General features: G+C 74.2%; 10 protein-coding genes and 1 CRISPR repeat array. Of the genes, 6 read left to right on the top strand and 4 right to left on the bottom strand.

Annotated elements, in window-relative coordinates:
• Positions 1 to 111 precede the first annotated feature (111 nt).
• Together TK50_RS09370 and TK50_RS09375 are read left to right on the top strand one after the other, a co-directional pair.
• Positions 112 to 951 (top strand): GNAT family N-acetyltransferase, encoded by an 840-nt coding sequence (locus TK50_RS09370; protein ID WP_043964165.1) that lies wholly within the window; start codon positions 112 to 114, stop codon positions 949 to 951.
• A gap of 131 nt (positions 952 to 1,082) precedes the next feature.
• Positions 1,083 to 4,616, top strand: a complete 3,534-nt coding sequence (locus TK50_RS09375; protein WP_043962386.1) for an ATP-binding cassette domain-containing protein — start codon at positions 1,083 to 1,085, stop codon at positions 4,614 to 4,616.
• 59 nt (positions 4,617 to 4,675) lie between these two features.
• On the opposite strand, the gene TK50_RS09380 is transcribed toward TK50_RS09375, so the two are convergent.
• Together TK50_RS09380 and TK50_RS09385 are read right to left on the bottom strand one after the other, a co-directional pair.
• Positions 4,676 to 5,743: an NADH:flavin oxidoreductase/NADH oxidase gene (locus TK50_RS09380; protein ID WP_043962387.1), complete on the bottom strand. Its 1,068-nt coding sequence runs from the start codon at positions 5,741 to 5,743 to the stop codon at positions 4,676 to 4,678.
• A gap of 21 nt (positions 5,744 to 5,764) precedes the next feature.
• Positions 5,765 to 7,108, bottom strand: a complete 1,344-nt coding sequence (locus tag TK50_RS09385) for a dicarboxylate/amino acid:cation symporter (RefSeq protein WP_043964167.1) — start codon at positions 7,106 to 7,108, stop codon at positions 5,765 to 5,767.
• Between the two features lie 337 nt (positions 7,109 to 7,445).
• Here TK50_RS09385 and pcaF point away from each other — a divergent pair, with 337 nt between their 5' ends.
• The 4 genes from pcaF (at position 7,446) to TK50_RS09405 (ending at position 12,473) form a co-directional block, all read left to right on the top strand.
• On the top strand, positions 7,446 to 8,651 hold the full coding sequence (pcaF, locus tag TK50_RS09390; RefSeq protein ID WP_043962388.1) for a 3-oxoadipyl-CoA thiolase: 1,206 nt from the start codon (positions 7,446 to 7,448) through the stop codon (positions 8,649 to 8,651).
• Between the two features lie 181 nt (positions 8,652 to 8,832).
• Positions 8,833 to 9,645: an SAM-dependent methyltransferase gene (locus TK50_RS09395; protein WP_043964169.1), complete on the top strand. Its 813-nt coding sequence runs from the start codon at positions 8,833 to 8,835 to the stop codon at positions 9,643 to 9,645.
• Between the two features lie 126 nt (positions 9,646 to 9,771).
• On the top strand, positions 9,772 to 11,976 hold the full coding sequence (locus TK50_RS09400) for a putative bifunctional diguanylate cyclase/phosphodiesterase (protein WP_043964170.1): 2,205 nt from the start codon (positions 9,772 to 9,774) through the stop codon (positions 11,974 to 11,976).
• Positions 11,973 to 12,473 carry a DUF456 domain-containing protein gene (locus TK50_RS09405; RefSeq protein ID WP_043962389.1) on the top strand — a complete coding sequence of 167 codons (501 nt, stop codon included), beginning with the start codon at positions 11,973 to 11,975 and terminating at the stop codon, positions 12,471 to 12,473. The genes TK50_RS09400 and TK50_RS09405 overlap by 4 nt, the downstream gene beginning before the upstream one ends.
• A 786-nt stretch (positions 12,474 to 13,259) precedes the next feature.
• Positions 13,260 to 13,897: direct repeats of the CRISPR family, unit length 28 nt; unit sequence CTGCTCCCCGCGCACGCGGGGGTGATCC.
• A gap of 606 nt (positions 13,898 to 14,503) precedes the next feature.
• On the opposite strand, the gene TK50_RS09410 is transcribed toward TK50_RS09405, so the two are convergent.
• Positions 14,504 to 14,692, bottom strand: coding sequence for a DUF397 domain-containing protein (locus tag TK50_RS09410; RefSeq protein ID WP_043962390.1), 189 nt, complete (start codon positions 14,690 to 14,692; stop codon positions 14,504 to 14,506).
• On the bottom strand, positions 14,679 to 15,476 hold the full coding sequence (locus TK50_RS09415; protein WP_043962391.1) for a helix-turn-helix domain-containing protein: 798 nt from the start codon (positions 15,474 to 15,476) through the stop codon (positions 14,679 to 14,681). The genes TK50_RS09410 and TK50_RS09415 overlap by 14 nt, the downstream gene beginning before the upstream one ends.
• Between the last annotated feature and the right edge of the window lie 17 nt (positions 15,477 to 15,493).

The raw sequence follows: 15,493 nt of genomic DNA on the forward strand, positions 1-15,493 counted from the left end.
ACAACTCGTTTGTGCGCCGCCGGCCGCCGGGCCGGCGCGACCCCGGCCCAGCCCGCGGCGGACTCCGTACTCGGCCGGCGGGGCGGGCGGCCGATCTGGCAGGCTGGAGGCGTGCTGACGGCGCCGGTGCGGCAACTCGGGGAGTCGGAGCGGCGTGCGGTCGAGCGGCTGCTCGACCTCGACCCGTTCGCGGGGGCGCAGGTCGCCGAGCGGGTCACCGCGCGCGGGCTGGCCTGGTGGCGGGCCGAGGCGCGCATCCTGGGCTACGGCGCGCGCCGCCACCTCGAGTCGATCTGCTGGCTCGGCGGCAACCTCACCCCCGTGCTCGCCTCGGAGTCGGCCGTCGCCGCCTACGCCGAGCTGCTCGCCGCCGAGGAACGGCTCTGCTCGTCGATCGTCGGGCGGGCCGACGCGGTGCTCGGCCTCTGGGACCGGCTCTGCGGGCACTGGGGGCCGGCCCGGGACGTCCGGCCCAACCAGCCGCTGCTGGCCACCGACGCGCTCCCGTCGGTCGTCATCGACCCCGACGTGCGGCTGGTACGCGGCAACGAGGTGGACCGCCTCTTCCCCGCCGCCGTGGCCATGTACACCGAGGAGGTCGGCGTCTCGCCGCTAATCGAGGACGGCGGGCGCGGCTACCGGCGGCGGGTCGCCGACCTGGTCCGGGCCGGGCGGGCGTACGCGCGGTTCGTCGACGGCCAGGTCGTCTTCAAGGCCGAGCTGGCGGTGGTGACCCGGCACACCGCGCAGGTCCAGGGGGTCTGGGTCGCCCCGGAGTGGCGCGGCCGGGGGATCGCCACGGCGGCGATGGCGGCGGTCACCCGGGACGCGCTGCTGCGGGTCGCCCCGACCGTCAGCCTGTACGTCAACGACTTCAACCTGCCGGCCCGCCGCGTCTACGAACGCTGCGGGTTCCGCCCGGTCGGCACCCTCGCCACCGTCCTCTTCTGACGTGCGCGGGAGCGCGGAGAGCCCGAGGCCCCGACACCCGGGCGGGTGGCGCGGACGGTAAATGCGTTGAAGGCGTCGGCCGGATCACGGAGGGTGGAAACACCGCCACCCGAGTGTCCGGAGGGACCGACATGCGCCTTTTCCGTGACCTGTGGGCCACCTCGGCGCGCCGGATGACGCTGGTGGCGACGCTGATCGTGCTCGGCGCCGCCGGCCAGGCCGCCGCCGCGGCGCTCGCCGGCCCGGTGCTGGTGCACCGCTCGGGCCTCCTGTTCGCGGTCCTGGCCGTGGCGCTGTGCGCGGCCGTCGTCACCGACCTCACCATCGGGCTCGTGATGGCCGGGGTCACCGCCGACTGGTCGGCAGACGTGCGGCGGCGGCTGTGCCGGGTGGCGCTCGGGCAGGACCTGCCCACCCTGGAGGGCACCCCGGTCGGCGAGCTGCTGGACCGCATCGACGGCGACGTCTACCAGGTGGCCTCCGAGGTGCGCGGGCACGGCGTACGCATCGCCCAGATGAGCGCCACCGGCCTGCTCTCCACGGTCGTCGCCATGTTCGTCTGGTGGCCGGCCGGGGTGAGCATGCTCGCCCTGACCGCGCTGCTCGCCCTCGTCCTGCGCCGCCCGACGCGGCGGATCGCCCCGGCCCGGATGGCCGAGGAGGAGGCCTGGACCGACCTCGCCGCCGTGATGGAGGAGGCCGTCCACGGCCAGGACGACGTGCGCACCAGCCTCGCCCGGCCGTACGTGCTGCGGCTCTTCGCCCGCCGCGCGGCGACGGTGCTGGTCCGGGGCAACCTGGTGTGGCGGATGTCGGCGTGGGTGACCGCGACCGGTGCCGGCGTCATCCGCGTCGGCATCGTCGGGGTGGTCCTCGGCGGGGCGTGGGCGCTGGCCGCCGGCCGGATCGACGCGGCCCGGCTGACCGCCGTGTGGCTGCTCGTGCTCGCGTTCGGCGCGACCGTCGAGCACGTCAGCCGGATGGTGCCCGAGCTGCAGTACGCGCTCGGCGCCTGGGGGCGGGTGCAGCTGCTCCAGGACGCCCCGCAGGAGCCGGCCGGCGGCCGGGAGCCCGTCGACGGCGACCTGGTCGTGCGCCATCTCACCTACCGCTACCCGGCCGGCGGCTCCGACGGCGACCGCGCGCCGGCGCTGCGCGACGTCTCGCTGACGTTCGCCCGGGGCCGGTCGTACGCCCTCGTCGGCCGCACCGGATCCGGCAAGTCGACCCTGGCCAAGGTGCTCACCCGGGCCGTGGACCTGCCGCGCGGCACCGTCCTGCTCGGCGACACCGACCTGCTCGACCTCGACGTCGAGCTGCTGCGCCGGTGGATCGCCGTGGTGCCGCAGCGCACCGAGATCCTGGCCGGCACCCTCGCCGAGAACGTCGCGCTGTTCGACCCCGACCTGCTCGCCGACGCCGCCCGGGCGCTGGACGAGCTGGGGCTGACCGGCTGGATCGCCGGGCTGCCCGACGGCCTGGACACCCGGCTGGGCGAGGGCGGGCACGTGCTGTCCGCCGGGCAGGAGCAGCTCGTCGCGTTCGCCCGGATCCTGGTCCGCGACCCGCACGTGGTGATCCTCGACGAGGCCACCGCGCGGCTGGACCCGGTCACGGAGACGCTGGTGCAGCGGGCCACCGACCGGCTGCTCGCCGACCGGATCGGCATCGTCATCGCCCACCGGCTCTCCTCGGTGCGCCGCTGCGACGAGGTGGTGGTGCTGGCCGACGGCGCGGTCGTCGAGGCGGGGCCGCTGCACGCCTCGGAACGGTTCGCCGAGCTGCTGGCCGTCAGCCACGCCTCCGCGTACGCCGGAGCGGGTGTCGGGGCCGGCGCGGGCGTCGGCGGGCGGGCCGGCGGCGCCGCCGTGCTAACCGACCCGCCGCCGTCGGACGCGCCCGGCGGCCCCGCAAGGTCCGCCGCGCCCGTCGGGGCCGCGCGGGTGAAGGTCGAGCCGCCCGAGCTGCCGCCGGCCCCGCGCACCCGCACGATGCGGGAGATCCTCCGCCTCACCACCAACAACCCGCGGTACGGCCTCGCGGCGATCACGCTGTTCGGGCTCGGGGGCCTGCTCGGCCTCGACGGCTCGGTCCTGCCCTGGCTCTGGGCCGACCTGGTCGACGGGGTGGGCGGCCCGTGGTGGCCGGCGGTCGGCATCGTCGCCGCGCTGCTGGTGACGACCCCGGTGCCCTACCTCACCAGCACCATGTTCCCCAACTGGTGGGTGCGGCAGATGCTGCGGATCAGCCTGCGGCTGGTGCACGGGCAGACCGGCCCGCGCCGGATCAGCGGGCACACCCCGGCGGAGGTGGTCGCCCAGGGCGGCGACACCGAACGGGTGGTGATCCTCGCCGACAACATGCTCGACCAGGCCATCTCCGTGCTCATCGTGGTGACCATGACGCTGGTCTCCGGCAGTTGGGTCCCGGCCCTGTTCTTCGCCGGGACGATGGTCGTCTCCGGGCTGGCCGCGACGCTGTTCGGGCCGCGCCTGGAACGCTCGGCGCGGGCCACCGTGGCGGCGCGGGCGGCGTTCGCCACCGCGCTGGTGTCGTCGCTGTCGGCGGCCCGCACGGTGAAGCTGGCCGGCGCGACCCGGCCGGTGCTGGGCCACCTCGCCGACCTCGACACCGCCCGCAGCGAGCGGCAGCGGCGGGAGATCTCCGTGCAGGTCTGGGCCCGGTCGACGCCCGCCCTGGCCAGCGGCCTGCTGCCGATCGGCGCCTGGGCGCTCTACCTCGGCGGCGGGCTGTCCGCCGGGGCGACGCTGGTCGCGGTCTCCACGCTCGGCGCGGCCCGCTGGTTCGCCTGGACGACGGCGTCGCTGGTGTCCCAGCTGCCGTCCGCCCGGGTGTGGACGCGCCGGACGGTCGCGATGGCCGGGGTCGGTGCCTACTCGGCGTCGGTGCCCGGGGTCGACCTGACCGCCGGCACCGCGCCCGCGCCGGAGCCCCCGCCCCGGCGTCCGCTGCGCCGGCTGGAGCTGGCCGGCTTCGGCGCGCTGCACACCGACGGGACGCTCGCCGTCCACGACGTCGACCTGACCGTCGAGCGCGGGCAGCTCGTGCTCGTCGTCGGGCCGGTCGGGTCGGGCAAGTCGTCGCTGCTGCGCGCCCTCGCCGGGATCGTGCACCACACCGGCACCCTGCGCTGGAACGGCGAACCGGTCACCGAGCCGGAGGTGTTCCTGCGTCCCCAGCAGGTCGGCTACGTCGGCCAGCTGCCCCGGGTGCTCTCCGGCACCGTCGCCGACAACGTGGCGCTCGGGCACGACGTGGACGCCGCCGCGGCGGTGTCGACAGCCCAGCTCGAACACGACCTGGCGGCGGCCGGTGGTGTCGGTGAGGGCGGGTTGGGGCTGCTCATCGGGCACAAGGGCACCCGACTGTCCGGCGGGCAGCTCCAGCGGCTGGCGCTGGCCCGGGCGCTGGCCCCGCGTACGGAGCTGCTGGTCGCCGACGACGTGTCCTCGGCGCTGGACGTCACCACGGAGCTGGAGCTGTGGGCGGCGCTGCGCGAGCACGGGGTGACGGTGGTGGGCTCGACGTCGAAGCGGGCGGCGCTGGTCCGCGCCGACCAGGTGGTGGTGCTCGTCGACGGCACGGTCGCGGCCCACGGCCCCTGGCGGGACCTGGAACGGGACTGGGGCCACCTGGCCGGCTGACCCGCCCGCGCCTACGGGCCCGCCGCGCGCCCCGGGCCCGGGGCGCGCGGCGGGTGGGGTCAGAAGGCGCGCTCGTACTGGGCGGGCCAGTCGGGCGTCGCGCCGAGCTTCGCCGCCGCCCGGCGGGGCCAGTACGGGTCGCGCAGCAGCTCCCGACCCAGCAGGACCAGGTCCGCCTCCCCGCCGGCCACGATCTGCTCGGCCTGCTCCGGCTCGACGATCAGGCCGACCGCGCCCGTCGCGACGCCCGCCTCCCGGCGGATCCGGGCCGCGAGCGGCACCTGGTAGCCGGGGCCGACCGGGATGGTGGCCCGGGGAGCCGCGCCCCCGGACGAGGCGTCCACCAGGTCGACGCCGGCCGCCGCCAGCTCCCCGGCGAGCACCACGCTGTCCTCGACCGTCCAGCCGCCCTCGGTCCAGTCGGTGGCGGAGATCCGGGTGAGCACGGGCACGCTCTCGCCGACCGTCGCGCGCACCGCGCGGGCCACCTCCAGGGCCAGCCGCATCCGGCCCGCCCGGTCCCCGCCCCAGCCGTCGGTGCGGTGGTTGGTCAGCGGCGAGAGGAACTCGTGCAGCAGGTAGCCGTGCGCGGCGTGGATCTCCACGGCGGCGAAACCGGCGTCCACCGCGCGGCCGGCGGCGGTGGCGAACGCCTCCACCACCCCCGCGATCCCCGCCTCGTCGAGCGCGGTCGGCACCCGGTAGTCCGGCACGAACGGCTCCGCGCCGGGGCCGACCGGCGTCCAGCCGCCCTCGGCGTCGGGCACCCCGCCGCGCCGGGGCGCCCACGGCCGGTACGTCGACGCCTTGAACCCGGCGTGCGCGAGCTGCACCGCCGGCACCGCGCCCTGCGCCGCGACGAACGCGGTGACCGGCCGCCACGCGTCGACGTGCGCGTCGGACCAGAGCCCGACGTCCTGCGGGCTGATCCGGCCCTCCGGCACCACGGCGGTCGCCTCGGTGAGCACCAGGCCCGCACCACCCACCGCGCGGGAACCAAGGTGTACGCGGTGCCAGTCGGTCGGCAGGCCGTCGGGGCCCGCGCTGTACTGGCACATCGGGGCCAGGGCGACCCGGTTGGGCAGGGTGACGGCGCGCAGCGCCAGGGGCGTGAACAGGCTGCTCATCTCGTGATCCTCCGGAGGCTGTCAGGCGGGGACGGGAGCCGGTTCCCCGGCGCGGGCGGGCCGCCCGGCGTCGCCCGTCCCGGGGTCGGCGGGGCCGCCTCGGCCGGCGTCGCCCGGCTCGGGGTCGGTGAGGTCGCGGCGACCGGCCGAGTCGTAGGCGGCCCGGTCGAGGGTGCCCTCGCGGGCGGCCACGATGGTCGGCACGACGGCCTGGCCGGCCACGTTGGTGGCGGTGCGGATCATGTCCAGGATCGGGTCGATGGCCAGCAGCAGGCCGGCGCCGGCCAGCGGCAGGCCCAGCGTGCTCAGGGTCAGGGTGAGCATCACGATCGCGCCGGTCAGGCCGGCGGTGGCCGCCGAGCCGACCACCGACACGAACGCGATGAGCAGGTAGTCGCCGACGCCCAGGTCCACCCCGAAGACCTGCGCGACGAAGATCGCCGCGAGGGCCGGGTAGATCGCGGCGCAGCCGTCCATCTTCGTGGTCGCCCCGAACGGCACCGCGAACGAGGCGTACTCGCGGGGGACGCCGAGGCGCTCGACGGAACGCTGGGTCACCGGCATGGTGCCGACCGAGGAGCGGGAGACGAACGCCAGCTCGATGGCCGGCCACGCCCCGGCGAAGAAGCGCAGCGGGTTGAGGCGGCCGGCGGCGAGCAGCAGCAGCGGGTAGACCACGAACAGCACGATCGCGCAGCCGACGTACACGGCGGTGGTGAACTTCGCGAGCGGGGCCAGCAGGTCCCAGCCGTACGACGCGACGGCGTTGCCGATGAGGCCGAGGGTGCCGACCGGGGCGAGCCGGATCACCCACCACAGCGCCTTCTGCACGATGCTCAGCAGCGACCGGTTGAGCGCCACGAACGGCTCGGCGGCGTCGCCGACCAGCAGCGCCGCCGCGCCCACCACGAGGGCGAGGAAGACGATCTGGAGCACGTTGCCCTCGACGAACGCGCCGACCGGGTTGGTCGGGACGATGCCGGTGAGGAAGTCGGTCCAGGAGCCGGTGGTCTTCGGCGGGGCGGCGGCGCCCACGTCGAGGGTGACGCCCCGGCCGGGGTCGGTGAGCAGGCCGATGCCGATGCCGATGCTCACCGCGATCAGCGCGGTCGCGCCGAACCAGAGCAGCGTCTTCAGCGCCAGCCGGGCGGCGTTGGCCACGCCGCGCAGGCTGACCACGCTGACCACGATGGCGGTGAAGACCAGGGGCGGCACGGCCAGCTTCAGCAGCTGGACGAAGAGGCCGCCGACGGTGTCGAGGGTGCTGGCCAGCCAGCTCAGGTCGTTGGCGCGGGCGACGAAGCCCAGCGCCACGCCGAGCACGAGGCCGAGCAGGATCTGGAGGGAGAAGGGAAACTTGCGCAGGGCGGAAGCCATGGGAACGTCCAAGCGGAGAGAACGGCGGTCGGGCGGGCGTCAGGAGGAGACGGGCCGCGCCGGACAGACGCCGCTGGCCTGCCGTCGGAGGTCGACGTACAGGCGGACGGTGAGGTCCCAGACGTTGGTCATCGCCCGCCGACGATACGCCCACCCGCTCGCCGGGTGGAAGGACCGCCCTGCGTGAGGCTCCTTACACAGTCAACCGTCGATGCGGCGGGCGGGGCGGCGGCGGGGGGGTCGCGGCGCGGATATCCTGGGGCCGCCCGCCGCGACCCGGCAGGCCCGTTGAGTGTCGGCCTTCCCACCCCGAAGGACTACGTCGATGACCGTGGCATATCTCGTGGCCGGTGTCCGCACCCCCATCGGCCGGTACGCCGGCGCGCTCGCCGGGGTGCGCCCCGACGACCTCGCCGCGCACGTGATCCGGGAGCTGGTGGCCCGCCACCCGTCGGTGGACTGGGCCCGCGTCGACGACGTGGTCCTCGGCTGCGCCAACCAGGCCGGCGAGGACAACCGCAACGTCGCCCGGATGGCGGCCCTGCTGGCCGGGCTGCCCGGCGAGGTGCCCGGCAGCACCGTCAACCGGCTCTGCGGCTCGGGCCTGGACGCCCTGGCCACCGCAGCCCGGCAGGTCGTGGCCGGCGAGGCGGAGCTGGTCGTGGCCGGCGGCGTGGAGAGCATGAGCCGCGCGCCGTTCGTCATGCCGAAGGCCACCGCCGCGTTCTCCCGCGCCGCCGAGGTGTACGACACCACGATCGGCTGGCGGCTGGTCAACCCGCTGATGGAGCGGGGCTGGGGCATCGACTCGATGCCGGAGACGGCGGAGAACGTGGCCGCCGAATTCGGCGTGGACCGCGCCGCCCAGGACGCGTTCGCGTACCGGTCGCAGCAGCGGGCCGCGAAGGCGCAGGCCGACGGCCGGTTCGCCGAGGAGATCGTGCCGGTGACCGTGCCGGCGGGCCGGCGCGAGACGAAGCTGGTCGACGTGGACGAGCACCCCCGGGAGACGACGCTTCCGAAGCTCGCCGCGCTGCCCACCCCGTTCCGCGACGGCGGCACGGTGACCGCCGGCAACTCCTCCGGGGTCAACGACGGCGCGGTGGCGTTGCTGGTGGCCGGCGAGGCGGCGGTGGCCCGGTACGGTCTCACCCCGCTGGCCCGTGTCACCGGGGCGGCGGCGGCCGGCGTGCCGCCAAGGATCATGGGGATCGGGCCGGTGCCGGCGACCCGTAGGCTGCTCGACCGGCTCGGCGTCGGCCTCGACGCCGTCGACGTGATCGAGCTGAACGAGGCGTTCGCCGCCCAGTCGGTGGCGGTGCTGCGCGAGTGGGGCCTGCCCGAGGACGCCGAGCACGTCAACCCCAACGGTGGGGCGATCGCCCTGGGCCACCCGCTGGGGGCCAGCGGGGCCCGGCTGGCCCTGACCGCCGCCCTGGAGCTGCGCCGCCGCGACGCCCGGCGGGCGCTGGCGACGATGTGCGTCGGGGTGGGGCAGGGCATCGCGCTCATGCTGGAGTCAGCCGGCTGACCGGCCGCCCGGCCACGGCCCGGTCGGGAAACAGACCTCGCGAATGGTGGAACCTGCGGCTTAGAGTGTGGAACACCACAGACCTGCGGGTCTGCCGGTCGGCGTGCCCGGCTGTCCCCGTGCCGTGTCCGACGACCGGCACGGCCTGTGGCGCGGCGACCACTGGCGGGAGCGACACAGGATGACGGACGGACTTCCCACCGAGATCGACCTGAGTCGACCGAGCGCGGCCCGGGTCTACGACTACTTCCTCGGCGGCGCGCACAACTTCGAGATCGACCGGCAGTTGGCCGAGCAGATCGCCAGCATGACGCCGAACCTGGCCGCGACCATGCGGGCGGGCCGGGAGTTCCTGCGCCGGGCGGTCCGGGCGCTGCTGGACGCCGGCATCGACCAGTTCCTCGACATCGGCTCGGGAATTCCCACCGTCGGCAACGTCCACGAGGTGGCGCAGGCGGCGAACCCGAAGGCCCGGGTGGTCTACGTCGACATCGACCCGGTGGCGGTGGCGCACAGCCGAGAGCTGCTGGCCGGCAACGACCTGACAGGGGTGATCCACGCCGACCTGCGGCAGCCCGAGGCGATCCTCGCCGCGAGCCGGGCCATGGGCCTGCTCGACCTCGACCGCCCGGTCGGCATCCTGCTCGCCGGGGTGGTCCACTTCGTACCGGACGCCGACCGTCCCGCCGACCTCCTCGCCACCCTGCGGGCGGCAGCCGCCCCGGGCAGCTTCCTCGTCGTCTCGCACTCCACGTTCGAGGACCAGCCGCAGGAGATGCTGGACGCCCAGCGGCTCTCGGCGCGCACCGCCACCGAGATCACGCTGCGCTCCCGCGCCGAGATCACCGGCTTCTTCGGCGACTGGACGATCCTGGAGCCGGGCGTGGTGCACATGCCGCTGTGGCGTCCCGACTCGCCGTCCGACGTGGACGCACACCCCGAGCGGTTCGGCGCGTTCGGCGGCGTCGCCCGGTACGACCAGCCCGCCGGCTAGGCCGACGTGACAGCCGTGCCGGAACCCGGCGGTGACGCCACAGCCCTGCCGGAGCCCGGAGGCGACGCGACCGCCGCGCCGGCGACCGGCGACGACGCCACAGCCCGCGACACGACCACCACGGGCGTGCCGGCGACCGGCGGCGAGGGCTTCAGCCGGGCCGGCGCCCAGTCGTACGCCGCCGCGTGGGCCCGCGCGGCCCGCCGGCTCGGCTTCGTGCCGCTCAGCGCGGCCGAGGCCGAGCGGCTGCTCCTCGACCACACGGAGCAACTGGCCGGGGCGCTGCTGGCCGAGGCGTTCACCGCCCGGCCGGCCGAGAGCGTCGGCCGGGCGCTGGTCGAGGCGCACCTGGCCGAGCCGGGCCTGCTCGACTGGTCGGTCGCGGCGCTCGGGGACCGGCTCGTCGCCCAGGTGCTGCCCGACCGGGCGGGCCGCCCCGGCACGGCCCAGCGGGTCGCCGCCCTCCAGGGTGGGCTCGCCGCCGGGTTCGCCCGGGCGCTGCGCGACCGCACCTTCACCCAGCAGGAACGCATCGCCCGCAGCGCCTGGCAGGCCCGGGACCTCGTCGAGCAGGCGCTGCGCGACAGCGAGGCGCGGTTCCGGGCCGTCTTCGTCGGGGCGGCCATCGGCATCGGCATCGCCGGGGTCGACGGGCAGATCATCGAGGTGAACCAGGCGTTCGCCGACATGCTGGGCTACAGCGTCGGCGAGCTGCGCCGCACGAACGTGGCGTCGTTGTTCCACCCCGACGACGCCGCCGGCATGTGGGAGCTCTACCAGGCGCTCATCGAGGGCAAGCACGACGCGGCCCGGGTGGAGAAGCGCTACTACCGCAAGGACGGCAGCATCGTCTGGACGGACCTGGCCGTCTCGCTGATCCGGCACGACGACGGCCGGCCGCGCTTCACCGTGGCGATGATCGAGGACATCACCGAGCGGTACGAGCTGCAACAGCGGCTGCGCTTCCAGGCGCTGCACGACCCGCTGACCGGCCTGCCCAACCGTACGCTGTTCTTCGAGACCCTCGGCCAGGTCCTCGCCGACGCGGGCCCCGACCACCGGATCGGGGTCTGCTTCCTCGACCTCGACGGTTTCAAGGCGGTCAACGACAGCCTCGGGCACGACCTCGGCGACCGGCTGCTGGTGGTGATCGCCCGGCGGCTGGCCGAGTGCGTCTCCGGGCACGGGCACCTCGTCGCCCGGATGGGCGGCGACGAGTTCGTCATCCTCGTCGACGGCGGCGAGGACATCGACGACGCGGTGGGCGTCGCCGAGATGGCCCTCGCCGCGGTCTCCGCCCCCGTGCACATCGGCGACCAGCAGCTGGCCGTCTCCGCCAGCATCGGCATCGTCGAGTGCCCGGCCGGGGAGACCAGCGCGTCGGAGCTGATGAAGGCCGCCGACACCACCCTCTACTGGGCGAAGGCCGAGGGCCGGGGCCGGTGGGCCGTCTACGACCCCGAGCGCAGCGCCCGCGACATCGCCCGCTCCGCGCTGGTCGCCGGCCTGCCCGCCGCGCTGGACCGGGGCGAGTTCGTGGTCCACTACCAGCCGATCGTGTCGCTGCTCGACTCGTCGATGGTGGCCGTGGAGGCGCTGGTCCGCTGGCAACACCCGGAGCTGGGCCTGGTCGGGCCGGACCAGTTCATCGGGCTGGCCGAGGAGACCGGGCTGATCGTCCGCCTCGGCGAGTGGGTGCTCGGGCAGGCGTGCCGCGACGCCGAGGCGTGGCGTCGCGCGTTCCCCGAGGCGAAGCTGGTGGTCAGCGTCAACCTGGCCGCCCGGCAGGCCAACGACCCGGCCATCGTCGAGACGGTGGCGGGCGCGCTGGGCCGCACGGGCCTCCCGGCCGCGCTGCTCCAGCTCGAACTGACCGAGAGCGCCGTGATGGGCACCGCCGGCGAGCCGCTGCGCGCGCTGCACCAGCTCGCCGACCTGGGCGTACGGCTGGCGATCGACGACTTCGGCACCGGATACTCGAACCTTGCGTACCTGCGGCGGATGCCCATCCACTGCCTCAAGCTGGCGGGGCCGTTCGTGGAGGGCATCCGGCCCGGCGACGCGGGCCTGGCCACGGACGCTGCCGCCGCTGCCGCCTCCGTCTCCGCTGCTTCCACCGACCACCGCGACGAGCGGATCGTGGACGCGCTGGTGCGGCTGGCGCACGCGTTGGAGCTGTGGGTGACCGCCGAGGCGGTGGAGACGGAGGCGCAGGCGGAACGGCTGCGGTCGCTGCGCTGCGACACCGGGCAGGGGCGCTGGTTCGGCCCGCCCGTGCCGGCGGCCGAGATCACCGCTCGGCTGCGCGACGATGCGGAGGGGGCACCGTGAGTCTCACCGATTCGCAGGCGGTGGTGTCGATCGTGGCCGCGCTGGCCATCCTGGCCGGGCTCGCCGGGGTGATCGTGCCGGGCCTGCCCGCGCTGCCGCTGTGCTGGGGCGGGGTGCTGGTCTGGGCGATCTTCGGCACCGCCGGGGCGGGCCGCTGGCTGGTGCTGGCCGCCGCCACGGTCGTCGCCGTCGGCGGTGCCGTCGTCAAGTACCTGTGGCCGGGGCGCAACCTGAAGAACGCCGGCGTGCCGACGTCGTCGCTGCTGGCCGGCGGGGTGCTGGGGCTGGTCGGCTTCTTCGTGATCCCGGTCGTCGGCCTGGTCGTCGGCTTCGTCGGCGGGATCTGGGGAGCCGAGCGGCTGCGGCTGGGCAGCAACCAGCTCGCCTGGCCATCGACGGTGCACGCGCTCAAGGCCGCCGGCCTGTCGATGCTGGTGGAGTTCCTCGCCGGGCTGGTGATCGCCGCGCTCTGGGTGGGTGGCCTGATCCTCGCGTGAACGTCGGGGGTGGCCGGTGCGGCGGCGCGGGGCGGTGCGCCGCGTGTGAGAGAGAGGTGAACGCCCCGCGCCGCCGCGGCCGGGCGTTGCCGAGCGCCCGGTGGGGCCCGTCCGGATCGGGCCTGGTCACGGGCTCAAGGATGCGCGTGACGGCCCGCTCGGGGCAAGGCGATTACTTGGGTACGGGGGTGGGGCGAGCTCGTTGCGGTGCGTCGTGGTGGGGTGTGTTCGTTGCGGTGCGTCGTGGTGGGGGTTCGCCGGGGCCCGCCCGCTCCGGGCGGTCAGGCTTGATCCCTGCGCGGGCGGGCCCCGGCGAACCCCTGACGTGCTAACGGTCCGTACGAGCACTCTCTGGCGGCGGGCTTGGCAGCCGGGGAGCAAGATCGTGCTCGATCAGGGAAAGAGTCCCCATACTGCCGGTGGGAAGCCACACTTTCGTGGATCGAGCACGATCTTGCGCGCTTGCCCCGCCCAAGGGCGGCTTCGGGATGCCGCCCGACGCCGGAACTGCGAGATCTTGGAAGAAGGTGGCCCCTCTGAGGGCCCAAATCTTCCAAGATCTATGCGGACCTCGCTTGTCGGCAGCGACGCGATCCGTCTCTGGTGGCGGCGATCCTGCTGCCTACTGTCTGAGGGCGGGTGCTGTGCTTCTCCCAGACATCGACATGCCCGTTAGGCTGTCTTCGCTCTACTTGCCTCAGAAGTCGACTCTCGCAGGAGGCGATCTTGTGGTGCAAAGTGAAGGAAAACGAGGTAGTTGATCTTTAGCGCCCCAGGTCAGGAAGCCTGCTCCCCGCGCACGCGGGGGTGATCCCTGGGCGGCGTCGTACAACAGCCTCTATCGGCGCTGCTCCCCGCGCACGCGGGGGTGATCCCAGGGCCGGCGACGCGGCGTTCCACGCGGCAGCCTGCTCCCCGCGCACGCGGGGGTGATCCCGCCCTCAACTCGGCGGCGACCGCAGCACCATTCTGCTCCCCGCGCACGCGGGGGTGATCCATGCCCTATCTCGCGGCAGGCGGTATCGCTATCCTGCTCCCCGCGCACGCGGGGGTGATCCTCGAATGGCGAAGGTGGAGGCGTTTCTCGACCGCTGCTCCCCGCGCACGCGGGGGTGATCCCGGCACCGGCAAGGCCGCCCAGGCCGCGAAGAACTGCTCCCCGCGCACGCGGGGGTGATCCCGGGATCGTGTCGGTCGTGACCGGCGCGATCAACTGCTCCCCGCGCACGCGGGGGTGATCCCGGCAGGTCGCCGAGGCCGAGGGCCTGGACGCCCTGCTCCCCGCGCACGCGGGGGTGATCCCGGACGCGGCGCCATGGTGGCAACCGCCCAGTGCTGCTCCCCGCGCACGCGGGGGTGATCCGGTCACTTCCCTCACGCCGTTGGCGACGGACACCTGCTCCCCGCGCACGCGGGGGTTAATCTTCCAGCGGCCCGCCTGGCTGGTCTAGCCAGTTGTTCCTGCGTGGGTGCTAGATGACATGGACTCTTGCGGATTACCTCGGCGGCGCAGGGAGTAGCCGGTGGAGCGGTGCGCGGCTGCCGTGGCGCTCGAATCACCACCGCCTGCGCGCGGAGCGGGGCCAAATGCAGCCCTGCCCAGCCGGCCGGTCGGGATCACCCCCGCGTGCGCGGGGAGCAGCTGGGCATCACCGTCTACGACGCCCAGGGCCAGGGATCACCCCCGCGTGCGCGGGGAGCAGGGGACGGCCTGGGAGGTGCCCTGCACGACGTAGGGATCACCCCCGCGTGCGCGGGGAGCAGAGGAAGTCCCCGACGCCCTTGAACTCCGCCACCGGATCACCCCCGCGTGCGCGGGGAGCAGGTGTGTACCAAAGGTGAATGACATGACTTCATCGGATCACCCCCGCGTGCGCGGGGAGCAGGCTTGCTGACCTGGGGCGCTAAAGATCAACTACCTCGTTTTCCTTCACTTTGCACCACAAGATCGCCTCCTGGCTGCGACCGTTCGGCGGCGCACGCGAGGCTGCGCTGTCAGCGGGCGGCCTCGCGCGCGGGCCAGGGCGAGGCTAGGGGTGCTTGGTGTGCTCGACGAACGCGCGCCAGGTTTGCGGGGAGAAGGCGAGCACTGGACCCGACGGGTCCTTGCTGTCGCGGACGGCGACCACACCGGTCAGGTTGTCGGCCACCTCAACGCATTCGCCGCCAGCGGTGTTGCTTCGGGTGGACTTCTTCCAGTTTGCGCTACTGAGGTCCATGTTGGCTCTCTACTTCCTTCACCAGGGCACCCGAGAGGTTGCGCGGAAGGGCGAGTCCCCGAACGCCCTCCCACCTTGTCAGAAGGGTAGCCACTCCTTCGTCCCCGTTGACCACTGAGCCGCCAAGCTGATTGTCGATATGTCCCACCCAGCTACCGTCTGCCAATCTTGCCAACGCGAGCGGACCGGACAGCCCGACATGCAAGCCAGCATCGGCGGGGATGACGTGGATGTGGACGTGGGGGAGGTCGGCCATTCGCAGCAGGTGGGCGAGTTGTTCGGCCATGATGGCGTCGGTGCGGCGTAGGGCTGCCTCGTCGATCACGGCAATCACTTGGGGCGGGTGTTCGCGTACCAGGATCTCCTGTCGCTCCAGGCGGGCCGCGACCTGCCGCTCGACTTCCGCCTCGGGCTTGGTGTCGTCGAAGCGCAGCACGGCGCGGGCGTAGTTCTCGGTCTGGAGCAAGCCGGGGACGAGCGTGGGGTTGAAGTATCGGAGCTGCGTGGCGTTGCGCTCGGCCTCCAGCCAGGGGCGGAACCACGAGGGCTGGCCGTCCCGTTCGGCCATTCGCAGCAGGGACTCGAACAGGCCGCCCGTGTCGAGCACCTCGTCCATTCGCTTGACGTACGCCTTGTCGAGCGGCCGGGTGCCGGTCTCCACGGCCGAGATCGTCGAGGCGGAGTAGTTCGCACGTCGGCCGAGTTCCTCCTGGTTGAGGCCGGCGGCTGTCCGGATGCGACGGAGTTGCGTGCGTATCAGATCGGCGGTCTGTTCGCTTTCCATGCCTTCTCCAGATCTTC

Origin of the sequence: Micromonospora haikouensis (assembly GCF_000876225.1) — a bacterium.
In the GTDB taxonomy this organism is placed as follows: Bacteria; Actinomycetota; Actinomycetes; order Mycobacteriales; family Micromonosporaceae; genus Micromonospora; species Micromonospora haikouensis.